8 protein-coding genes and 1 pseudogene are annotated in these 10,997 nt (G+C 70.1%); 2 read left to right on the top strand and 7 right to left on the bottom strand.

The window, feature by feature from the left end; translation table 11 throughout:
• Positions 1-631 (bottom strand): annotated as a pseudogene (locus tag AC1DVT_RS13425) (ABC transporter permease); the annotation flags it as partial.
• 181 nt (positions 632-812) lie between these two features.
• On the opposite strand from AC1DVT_RS13425, the gene AC1DVT_RS13420 reads away from it, so the two are divergent.
• The gene (locus AC1DVT_RS13420) at positions 813-1,547 is read left to right on the top strand and encodes a response regulator transcription factor (protein ID WP_477389555.1); all 735 of its coding nucleotides are present in this window, start codon (positions 813-815) and stop codon (positions 1,545-1,547) included.
• Positions 1,548-1,558: 11 nt separating this feature from the next.
• Positions 1,559-3,088 (top strand): sensor histidine kinase, encoded by a 1,530-nt coding sequence (locus AC1DVT_RS13415; RefSeq protein ID WP_477389554.1) that lies wholly within the window; start codon positions 1,559-1,561, stop codon positions 3,086-3,088.
• On the opposite strand, the gene AC1DVT_RS13410 is transcribed toward AC1DVT_RS13415, so the two are convergent.
• From AC1DVT_RS13410 to glmU, 6 genes are all read right to left on the bottom strand, one after another.
• Positions 3,082-4,653 (bottom strand): FAD-dependent oxidoreductase, encoded by a 1,572-nt coding sequence (locus AC1DVT_RS13410; protein ID WP_477389553.1) that lies wholly within the window; start codon positions 4,651-4,653, stop codon positions 3,082-3,084. The two genes, AC1DVT_RS13415 and AC1DVT_RS13410, sit on opposite strands and share 7 nt — an antisense overlap.
• Entirely contained in the window at positions 4,650-5,528 is an 879-nt protein-coding gene (locus AC1DVT_RS13405) for an FAD:protein FMN transferase (RefSeq protein ID WP_477389552.1), read from the bottom strand. The genes AC1DVT_RS13410 and AC1DVT_RS13405 overlap by 4 nt, the downstream gene beginning before the upstream one ends.
• The gene (locus tag AC1DVT_RS13400) at positions 5,525-5,962 is read right to left on the bottom strand and encodes an FMN-binding protein (RefSeq protein WP_457101539.1); all 438 of its coding nucleotides are present in this window, start codon (positions 5,960-5,962) and stop codon (positions 5,525-5,527) included. The genes AC1DVT_RS13405 and AC1DVT_RS13400 overlap by 4 nt, the downstream gene beginning before the upstream one ends.
• Positions 5,963-6,062: 100 nt before the next feature.
• Positions 6,063-8,762 carry an HAD-IC family P-type ATPase gene (locus tag AC1DVT_RS13395; protein WP_477389550.1) on the bottom strand — a complete coding sequence of 900 codons (2,700 nt, stop codon included), beginning with the start codon at positions 8,760-8,762 and terminating at the stop codon, positions 6,063-6,065.
• Positions 8,763-8,828: 66 nt separating this feature from the next.
• Entirely contained in the window at positions 8,829-9,863 is a 1,035-nt protein-coding gene (locus tag AC1DVT_RS13390; protein ID WP_457101537.1) for a ribose-phosphate diphosphokinase, read from the bottom strand.
• Positions 9,838-10,997, bottom strand: a 1,160-nt coding sequence (gene glmU, locus AC1DVT_RS13385; RefSeq protein ID WP_477389548.1) for a bifunctional UDP-N-acetylglucosamine diphosphorylase/glucosamine-1-phosphate N-acetyltransferase GlmU, incomplete at its 5' end; no start/stop codon positions are given. The genes glmU and AC1DVT_RS13390, both read right to left, overlap by 26 nt.

The following is a 10,997-nucleotide window of genomic DNA, read 5'->3' as shown; positions in this document are numbered from 1 at the left end:
CCGCTCCGGCGTCGTCGGAGGTCAGCGTGCGGCCATCGCTCACGGTGACCGCCGACAGGGGTCCCACGGCGGAGGCGGACGGATCGATGCCGAGCACGGTGAACGCGTCGACGTCGAACGAGCCGCCGCCGAAGCCGCCCTGCGGACCGCCTTGCGCGCCCCGATCGCCCTGAGTGGGCTGACCGTCGGTGCTATCGGTGGGCCGCTGCGGGAGCTCGCCCGAGAAGGTCGTGTTCGTCAGACTGAGAGCGCCGGATGCCGCGGCCACGCCGTCCACACCGGCCACCGTGTCGACGGTCGAGGCGTCGAGGGTGCCGCGCATGCGGTCGGCGAAGAGGCGGGACTGGCTGAGCGAGGTCGTGCCGTCGTCCGCGGTCTCGCCGCCGTCCTCGCCGAAGTCGAACTGCCTGCCTCCGCCGTCGGCACCGGGCTCGGCCATCGCGCCGGTCACGGTGAGGTCGGTGCCGACTCCGTAGACCGACTCGAGCGCCTGTGCCTGCGCGTCGCGCACTCCGGCCGACAGGGCGTTGACGATGATGACGAGGGCGATCGCGATGGCGAGTCCCGCCGCGACGATGATCGTCTGCTTCTTGCGGCCGACGAGTTCGCGCCGCAGATACGTCCAGTACATGGATCTCCTTCCGGCGGGCGGTGGGCCTGCCGTCGTCGACGAGGCTAGGAAGCGGTTCGATGCGCATCTTCAGGGCCGCCTATGAATGGGCGATGAGGCACGAGGCATCCGTCTGACGATTCACAGATGACGCATAGCGCGCTCCATAGCAAGTCCATAGGAACGGGTCCAAGATGAGGTCATGACCGTGACTTCCCCCACCCACGCCTTGACCCGTCCGGACGGCTCGCCGCTGCGTGTGCTCGTCGTCGACGACGAGCAGATGCTCACCGATCTGCTCTCGATGGCGCTCCGCATGGAGGGCTGGGATGTCCGGGCCGCGGCATCCGGATTCMAGGCGCTGCAGTCGGCGCGCGACTTCGATCCGGACGTCATGGTGCTCGACATCATGATGCCCGACCTCGACGGCATGGCCGTGCTGCACCGGCTCCGCCAGTCCGGCAACGACGTGCCGGTACTGTTCCTGACCGCGAAGGACTCCGTGGGCGACCGTGTCGCCGGCCTCACCGCCGGCGGCGACGACTACGTGACCAAGCCGTTCAGCCTCGAAGAGGTGGTCGCTCGCCTCCGCGGGCTGATGCGCCGGGCCGGCACCGCGATGGCTGCCGAGGCCGAGCCGATCCTGCGCGTCGGCGACCTCTCGCTCAACGAGGACAGCCACGAGGTCGAGCGCGCCGGCGACCAGATCGAACTCACCGCGACCGAGTTCGAGCTGCTGCGCTACCTCATGCGCAACCAGCGCCGCGTGGTCTCGAAGACCCAGATCCTCGACCGCGTGTGGAACTACGACTTCGGCGGGCGCTCCAGCGTCGTCGAGCTGTACATCTCGTACCTCCGCAAGAAGATCGACCAGGGTCGCGAACCGCTCATCCACACCGTGCGCGGCGTCGGCTACATGATCAAAACACCCCAGTGAGCGACGGCACCATGAGCACCGCAACGCGCCGGGCGTGGAGCCTGCAGGCGCGGTTGATGGTCACGATCATCGGCATCGTGGCGCTCATCGTCGTCGGCATCGCCGTCGCGATCAGCGCCTTCCTCGGGCAGATCCTGCAGGACAACCTCACCGCCAAGGTCAGCGAGCGGGCCCAGGAGACCGCTCAGGTGCTGCTGAGCCTGCAGGGACACCCGTCGACCGCGGGCCGCACGGTCACGGCATACGACGTGCTCAGCGCGGGGCGCCAGGAGCCCGGCGTCATGCTCGTCCTGAGTTCAGGCAGCGGCCTCACCAACGGCGCGGTGGTCGGCTCGGACGGCACCGTCGAGGAGCTCACCGCGGAGCAGGTCTCCGACGTGGTGGGTGACGTGACGCACCCGGGCTCCAGCTCGATCTCGGTCGACGGCATCGGCGAGTACCGGGTCTACGCGTACCAGCTGCAGAATTACGTCGCGATCGTCGGCATGCCGCTCAGCGAGGTCCAGTCCACGATCGCGAAGATCTTCGCGGCGGTGCTCGGGATCTCGGCCGTCGGCCTGCTGGTGCTCGCGATCGCGATCGCCCTCATCGTCCGCGCCGGGCTGCGGCCGCTGCGCGCGGTCGCAGAGACGGCGACGAGGGTCGCGAACGTGCCGATGGCCGCCGGTGCGGTCTCGATCACCGAGCGCGTTCCGGATGCCGAGGCCGACCCCCGCACGGAGATCGGGCGGGTCGGCCATGCCCTCAACACCCTGCTCGACCATGTGGACGCGTCACTGGATGCCCGCCAGCACAACGAGGAGCGGATGCGGCGGTTCGTCGCCGACGCCAGCCATGAGCTGCGCACGCCTCTCGCCTCGATCCGCGGTTACTCGGAGCTGTCGCTGCGCGGCCTGCGGATGGCCCGCGACGCGGAGGGCATCTCGGATGACGCGGCCCCTGTCGCCGAGGATCCGACCGAGCAGTCGCTGGAGCGCATCCAGGCGCAGTCGCTGCGCATGACGACGCTGGTCGAAGACCTGCTGCTGCTCGCCCGCCTGGACGAAGGGCAGGAGCTCGTGTACGGCACCGTGGATCTCACCCGCCTGGCGATCGAGGCGGTGGGCGACGCCCAGCCGGCCGGCCCCGACCACGCCTGGGTGCTCGACGTCGGCGAAGTGCCCGTCGTCATCGCGGGCGACGCGGGCCGGCTGCATCAGGTGGCCGCGAACCTCCTGGCCAACGCGTCCACCCACACGCCGGCCGGCACCACGGTCACCGTGAGCGTCGAGCGCGACGGGACCGATGCCCTCCTGCGCGTGCGCGACGACGGCCCCGGCATCGATCCGGCCGTGCGCGACGAGCTGTTCGAGCGCTTCTCGCGGGCCGACCGCTCACGTGCCCGCAAGACCGGCGGCACCGGTCTCGGTCTCTCGATCGCCCGGGCCATCGTGGACGCGCACTCCGGGTCGATCTCGGTGAGCAGCGAGCCAGGCGACACGGTCTTCGAAGTGCGCCTCCCCGCCCGCCCGGCGGACCCTCCGGCAGCGCCGGTTCAGTAGCCCGAGAAGGCGTCGGTCGTGATCGACCGTGCCTTTTCGAGCGCGGGGGCGAGCTCCGCGATGAGCCCGGACGGGCCCGAGATGTAGGCGTGGCGGGCGGCGATGTCCGGCACGACCCGTAGCAGGCCCTCCGCATCGAGTCGCACTCCGCGCGCCCACAGCCAGTGCCGGGGCAGGTCGGCGGGCTGATCCCGCGTGAAGACGATCACCGGGACTCCGGATGCCTCGATCTCATCGCGGAACGCCAGTTCCGAGGCATCCGACGCGACGTAGACCAGCACGATGTCGCGGTCCTCCCCCGTGAGGCGCAGGTGGCGCAGCTGCGACACGAACGGGGTGACCCCGATGCCGGCGGCGACCATGAGGATGGGGTTCGTCGTCTTGGCGGGGAGGAGGAAGTCGCCCCACACCCCGGTGACACCGAGGTCCGTGCCGGCGGTGACCTCCGCCAGCGCGCGCTTGAACGAGCTGAGCGGCTTCGTCGCCGACCCGGCCGATTCGCGGAAGGCGACCGTGACGAGCGGGAGGTCCTCGGGCGCCGAGGCGATGCTGAACTCGCGGCGGGTGCCGCGCGCATCCGGGTGGTGATGCGGGAGCTCGAGCTCGAGGTACTGACCGGGGACGAAGGAGAGCTTCCGGCGGGTGCGGAAGGTGAGCTGGCGCACGGTGGGCGTCAGCGCGGTGCGGTCCTGCAGCGTGAGCTTCACCGCGATCCGCAGCGACAGCGCGAACGCCACGGCGTTGCCGATCAGCAGCGCCCGCTCCTGCCCGAGACTGATCGGCCCGAGGTCGATCGGCCAGCCCGCGAAGAACCCGACGACGCCCGCGACGATGAACTGCTGCCAGCGCCGCGGCGGGAGGGTAAGCGGCTCGGAGAGCATGAACGCGCCGAGGAACAGGAACGGCGACGACCACAGGATCTGCCAGAACAGCGTGAGGGTCTCGATCCCGACCCCGGCAGCCTGATACTGCGCCGACGTGCGGATCAGGGCGACCGCGACCGCGACGACCAGGAACACGCCGATGACCCGGAGCTTCTCGGTGCGCCACAGCACGAGGAATCCCAGCACGATCACGGGTCCCGCCATGACCGGCGTGCCGACCCACCACGACGACGTCCCGAGCGCGGGCACCCAGATCGCCACGACGGTGAGCACGGTCGCGCCGACGGCGGCAGGGTTGAAGATGTGCCGCCCCTGCCACGCGAGGACGTACTTGGAGAGGGATGCCGCGCCCGCGGCGAGCACGATCCCCGCGAGGGCCGCCGGGTCGAGGGTGGGGCGCAGCACGAACAGCAGAATGTGCGCGGTGATGAGCGAGGACTCCAGCCGCCATGGCAGCTTCAGCATCGCCTGGGCCGCGGCATCCACCGCGATGCACACCCCCGTCAGCACCGCGAGCGTGACCACGAGCTCGAGCCACGTGGGTGCGACCAGCCCGAAGAACGAGCTCGCGAACGCGAACACGGCGAGCCCCGCCAGGGAGAGCACCACGAGGCGGTACATCRACAGCCGGCCGAGCAGGTCGAGGCCGCGCGCGGACGCGGCAGTGAGAGAGCTGGTCACCCGAACAACTCTGCCGTACTCCCGGGCGACCACTCGACGCGGCCGTCCGTTGTCATCCGCACCCACTCCACGCCCCACGCGTGGGCGAGCGCCGGTCCGCCCTCGAAGAACAGCGCTGTTGCGATCGCGTCGGCGTGCATCGCCGTGGCGGCGACCGCCCAGGTCGCGGCGATCGTCCGCACCGGAACGCCGGTGCGCGCGTCCAGCACGTGATGCAGGCCCTCGCCCCACGCACGCCGGTTGGTCGCCGACGCGCAGAGCGCGGCATCCGTCACCTCGATGACGCCGATCGCGCGGCGCGGATCGTACGGATGCTCGAGCCCGATGCGCTGTGCGGCTCCGCGGACGGCGAGGTCGCCGCCGGCGTCGACGGTCACGGTGCCGTCGGTCACGGCGGAGACCGCGGCCATGACGAGATCGACGAGGCGGCCCTTGCCGAGCGCCCCGACGTCGATGAGGGCGGGTTCGGACAGCGTCAGGCGGTCAGCGGTCCAGGTCAGCAGCCGCTGCCACTGGCCCGGCGCAGCCTGCGGGCCGCGATCGACGAAGGAGTAGCGGCGGTCGTAGCCGCGGTGCTCGAGCGCGGCGCCGATGAGCGGGTTGACCGCACCGTCGGTGGCGCGGGAGAGGTCGGCAAACGTTTCGAGCATGATCGCGGCGTCCGCCGGCGCGGGCACCTCACCGCCGTGCCGCGCGAGCCGGGAGACGACCGAGTCATCGCGGAAGCGTGACCACTCCGCGTCGAAGCCCACGATGAGGCGGGTGACTTCGGTGCGGAATCCGGCGCCGAGCGCGGCATCCGTCTCGATCTCCCACACCGTGCCGATCGCGTCGAAACGCCACCGCGCACGGTCATCGGCACCGGGCACGGTCAACCCGCCGCGTCGTCCTTGATCGTCTCGATCGCGGCGTTGAACCCGCTGCTCGTGAGCGAGGAGCCGGCCACGCGGCTCACCGAGATCTCGTCGATGTCCTTCCCGACGACCTCCTCGGAGATGCCGCCGATGAACTTGCCCTGGTAGACCTTCGACTCCGGCTTGGAGGGATTGCCTGTCACCTCGACCGCGGTGATGATGTCGCTCTCCAGCGTCACGGTGACCGTGATGGTCTCCACCGATTCCGGCGTCGAGTAGGTGCCATCAGCCGTGTAGGTGCCGTCCTCGTAGGCCGGCGCCGAGGTGTCCGAGCCGCCCTGTGCCGCGTCCCCAGTCGAGGGGGCATCGGCGGCGCAGCCGGCGAGCGACAGCAGCCCGATGATCCCCGCTCCGGCGGTGATCGTGGCTCGGGTGGCGACGGTGCGCGGGTTCATCTGGGCTCTCCTCGGTACAGGGGGGTGCAGGTGCTCACTCCACGCTAGAGGGCGCGGGAAGCCGGATCGGCCGGTTCCGCCTATGAATCGGTTATGAGCGTCACCGCCGGAAGAGCGCCTTGAGCCCTTCGACGACGAAGAAGATGACGACGGACAGGACGAGTGGGAGCACCCACGAGATGAGGGCGAGCGGCTGCGACTCGAACAGCGTGTTCATCACCGGGACGTAGGTGAACAGCGCCTGCAGCACGAGCAGCGCGCCCGCGGACAGCCAGACCGTCCGGTTGCCGCGGAGCACCTCGAGCGTGATGGACGAACGGGACATGAAGCGGCAGTTCAGCAGGTACGCCATCTGGCCGAGTGCGAGCATCAGCACGGCTTCGGTCCGCGCATAGTTCACGTCGACGCCGGTCGCGGCGACCGAGTAGAACACGCCCATCGCGGCACCGCCGATGACGAACGAGACGAGCAGCACGAACGCCAGTTCGCGGCCATCGATGATGGAGCCGCCGGACTTGCGGGGCGGCCGGGACATGATGCCGCGCTCCGCGGGTTCGTAGGCCAGCGCGAGGGACAGGGTGATGGCGGTCACCATGTTGACCCACAGCACCTGCACCGAGGTGAGCGGCAGGGTCAGCCCGAACAGGACGGCGATGAGGATGACGAGGGACTGAGCCCCGTTCGTCGGCAGCAGGAAGATGACCGACTTGCGCAGGTTGTCGTAGATCCGGCGCCCCTCCGCGATCGCGCTGCGGATCGTGGCGAAGTTGTCGTCGGCGAGGACGACCTCGGCGGCCTCCTTCGTGGCCTCAGTGCCCTTGATGCCCATCGCGATGCCGACGTTGGCGCGCGTGAGGGCGGGTGCGTCGTTGACGCCGTCGCCGGTCATGGCGACGACTTCGTCGTGGGACTGCAGCGCCCGGACGATGCGGATCTTGTGCTCCGGGCTCGTGCGCGCGTACACGTCGACGTCGCGCACGACCTCCTTGAGCTGCTCCTGGCTGAGCGCCTCGAGCTCCGGGCCGGTGAGGACGCGCACGTGATCGCCGCTCACGAGTCCCATCTCGCGACCGATCGCGAGGGCCGTGCCGGCGTGGTCGCCGGTGATCATCTTGACGCTGATCCCCGCGGCGTGGCAGTCCGCGATCGCGGCGATGGCCTCGGGCCGGGGCGGATCGACGATGCCCCAGACTCCCAGGAACTCGAGGTCCCGGAGGTCGTCCGCCGTCACGCCGTCCACCGTCGCCCCGACCGCGCGGCGGGCGGCCGCCAGCACCCGCAGTCCCTGCGCGCTGAGCTCGTCGATGACGCCATCCCACCGGGCGACGTCGAGCGGCTCTGGACCGCTCGCACCGCGCTGCGCGATCGAGCGCTCCAGCAGCCGGTCGGGTGCGCCCTTGACGAGGATCGCCCTGGAACCCTCGGCGCCGCCGTTGAGCGTCGCCATGAACTTGTTCGCCGAATCGAAGGGCAGCACGGCGAGCCGGCCGCTCCCGGCGCCGTCGACGCCGCCCTTCATCGCGACCACCTTGAGCGCACCCTCGGTGGGCTCGCCGACGAGCGCCCAACCGGTGGTTCCTGAGCCGGTCGCTGGGTCGGGCACGATGTGCGCGTCGTTGCAGAGCGTCGCGACCGCGAGGATCGCCGAGAGGTCGCCGCCCGCGACCGCGCCGTCCAGCGGCTGGATCGCGCCGTCGGGCTGATAGCCGAGCCCGGTGACGTCGTACGTCGCGACCGGCGTCACGATGCGCCGCACCGTCATCTCGTTCTTGGTGAGCGTGCCCGTCTTGTCGGAGCAGACGGTCGTCACCGACCCGAGCGTCTCGACGGCGGGGAGTTTGCGCGTGATGGCGTTCTGGCGGGCCATCTGCTGCACGCCGAGCGCGAGCGTGATCGTCACGAGCGCCGGCAGGCCCTCGGGGATCGCCGCGACCGCGAAGCCGATCGTGGCGGAGATCAGGTCGTCGAAGGGCATCTGGTGCAGGAACTTGCCGATCAGCAGCATGAAGGCCGCCATCGCCAGGATGACGATCGTCAGGATGCGCCCGAAGTCGTCGAGCTGCCGGGTGAGCGGCGTCTGGAGCGACCCCGCCTCGTCGGAGAGGCTCTGGATCTTGCCGATCTCGGTGCCGACGCCGGTGCCGGTGACCAGGCCACGCCCCTGCCCGGCCGAGACGATCGTGCCGGAGAAGGCCATCGATGTGCGGTCGCCCACCCCGGCGTCGACCGGAGCCGGCTCGGTGGTCTTCGACGAGGGCACCGACTCGCCGGTGAGCGCCGATTCGTCGACGCGGAGCTGGAACGCCTCCAGCAGCCGGACATCGGCGGGGACCTTGTCGCCGGGCATCAGCCGGACCACGTCGCCGGGCACGAGTTCCGCCGCCGGGACGGTGACCCATCCCCCGTCGCGCCGCGCGCTCGCCTCCGCCGAGAGCATGCCGCGGATGCCCGCCAGCGCCTTCTCTGCGCGACCCTCCTGGATGAAGCCGATGGCGGAGTTGATGATCGCGACGGCCATGATGACCCAGAAGTCGAGCCAGTCCCCCATCAGCGCCTTGATGACCGCGGCGGCCAGCAGGATGTAGATGAGGGTGTCGTTGAAGTGCGCGAGGAACCGCAGGATGGCGGGCTTCTGCTTCGGCGCGGGAAGCTCGTTGCGGCCGATCAGCGTGAGCCGGTTGGCCGCGTCCGCGGTCGTCAGACCGCCACGGTCAGCCGCGAGCGACTCGACGACTTCATCGATCTCGAGCGCGAACGGCCGAGCGACGACGAGTTCGGCTTCGGTCTGCGGTGTCGGCATCGGAACCCCTTCGTGCACCGTCCGGCGGGTGCACTGTCAGGCTATGCCACAGCGATTCCGGTGGGGTCAGGCGGCGCCGTCGAACATGCTGGTGACCGAGCCGTCCTCGAAGACTTCGCGGATCGCACGCGCCAGCAGCGGCGCGATCGGGAGGATCGTCAGGGTCGGGAAGCGCTTGACTTCGGGGATCGGGACGGTGTCGGTCACGACCACTTCGTCGATCGCCTCGCTCTGCAGTCGCTCGACGGCGGGGTGCGAGAAGATCGCGTGGGTGGCCGCGACGATCACTCGTTCTGCGCCGCTGGCCTTGAGCGCTTCGGCGGCCTTCACAATCGTGCCGCCGGTGTCGATCATGTCGTCCACCAGCAGGCACACCCGGCCATCGACCTGACCGACGATCTCGTTGACCGTGACCTGGTTCGCGACATTCGGATCGCGGCGCTTGTGGATGATGGCAAGGGGCGCACCGAGGCTGTCCGACCAGGTGTCGGCGACGCGCACGCGACCGGTGTCGGGCGAGACCACCGTGAGCTTGGCGCGGTCCTCCGCGCTGAGCGTCCGCTCGAAGTACTCCAGCAGCACCGGCTTGGCGAACAGGTGATCCACCGGACCGTCGAAGAAGCCCTGGATCTGGGCCGCGTGGAGGTCGACACTCATCACCCGGTCCGCGCCGGCGGTCTTGAGCAGGTCCGCGACGAGTCGTGCGCTGATCGGCTCACGGCCGCGGCTCTTCTTGTCCTGGCGGGAGTACGGGTAGTACGGGGCGACCACGGTGATCCGCTTCGCCGACGCGCGCTTGGCTGCGTCCAGCATGATGAGCGTCTCCATGAGCCACTCGTTCACCGGCGGGCCGAAGCTCTGGATGAGGAAGAAGTCGCACCCGCGGATCGACACCTCGAACCGGGTCAGGATCTCTCCGGAGGCGAAGGTGCGGTACTCGGTCGGCACGAGCTGCGTGCCGAGCGACGACGCGACATCCGCAGCGAGAGTGGGGTGCGAGCGGCCTTCGGCGACGACGAGACGCTTCTTGGTCTTGGCCACCAGCCCGGGGGCGATGTCGTGCTCGCGGTCCAGATCAACCGTCTTGTTCTTGCGCGCCATCGTCCGCCTTCTGTGCGGACCGAGCCCGGGCAGCGACCTCGGCCGCGCCGGTCCCCGGTCTTCTGGTCTCGACCCACCCCTCGACATTGCGCTGAGGAGCGACGCTGTACGCCAGTGCGCCGGCAGGAACATCCTTGCGGATGATCGCCCCGGCCCCGGTTTTCGCGCCATCTCCGATCCTAACGGGAGCGATGAAGACGTTGTGCGACCCGGCATGCACCTCATCGCCGATCTCGGTGCGGTGCTTGGTGAGATCGTCGTAGTTCGCGGTGATGGCGCCGGCGCCGAGGTTGACCCCGATGCCGATGGTGGTGTCGCCGATGTACGAAAGGTGCGGCACCTTGCTGCGTGCCCCGATCGTCGAGTTCTTCGTCTCGACGAATGTGCCGATCTTGCCGTTCACCCCCAGCACCGTGCCTGGGCGGAGGTAGGCGAACGGGCCCACGCTGGCGCCGGCGCCGATGACGGCGAGGGTCGCATCGGTGCGGGTGACGGTGGCGTCCTCCCCCACCTCGCAGTCGACGAGGCTCGTGTCCGGTCCGACGGTGGCGCCGGTTTCCACGACGGTGGCGCGCAGGATGTGCGTGTTGGGCAGCACGGTGACGTCGGGCGCGAGCGTGGCGGTCACATCGATCCAGGTCGTCGCAGGATCGAGGATCGTCGCTCCCGCGAGCTGCCACCGCCGCACGGTGCGGGCATTCAGCAGGCGGGCGGCCTCGGCCAGCTGCACCCGGTCGTTGACGCCCAGGGCGGTCGCGGCATCCGGAGCACTCGACGCCGCCACGGTCAGCCGCGCGTCGCGCAGGAGCGCCACGACGTCGGTGAGGTACCGCTCCCCTTGCGCGTTGGCCGTGCCCACGAGCGCGATGTGCGTGCGCAGCGCGGGCGCCTGGAAGACGTAAACCCCCGCATTGATCTCGGAGACGGATGCCTCGTCCGCCGTCGCATCCTTCTGCTCCACGATGCGCTGCACCGCGCCGTCGGCGTCGCGGATGACGCGGCCGTAGCCGGTGGCGTCGGCGACATCGGCGCTGAGCACGGTGGCCGCGGCCGCGCCGGCGCGGTGGGCCGCCACGAGACCGGCCAGGGTGTCGCCCTCGAGGAGGGGCACGTCGCCGCTCAGCACGAGCACGT

This window comes from Microbacterium sp. P2_F9 (assembly GCF_056403635.1).
Note: the sequence above shows the minus strand (reverse complement) of the source record. Positions and strands in the feature narration are given on the sequence as shown.

What these genes read in the sequence shown, in the direction of transcription:
- AC1DVT_RS13415 (WP_477389554.1), top strand. Translation starts at nt 1,559, where the DNA reads ATGAGCACCGCAACGCGCCGGGCGTGGAGCCTGCAGGCGCGGTTGATG.
- AC1DVT_RS13400 (WP_457101539.1), bottom strand. Translation starts at nt 5,962, where the DNA reads ATGAACCCGCGCACCGTCGCCACCCGAGCCACGATCACCGCCGGAGCG.
- AC1DVT_RS13395 (WP_477389550.1), bottom strand. Translation starts at nt 8,762, where the DNA reads ATGCCGACACCGCAGACCGAAGCCGAACTCGTCGTCGCTCGGCCGTTC.
- AC1DVT_RS13390 (WP_457101537.1), bottom strand. Translation starts at nt 9,863, where the DNA reads ATGGCGCGCAAGAACAAGACGGTTGATCTGGACCGCGAGCACGACATC.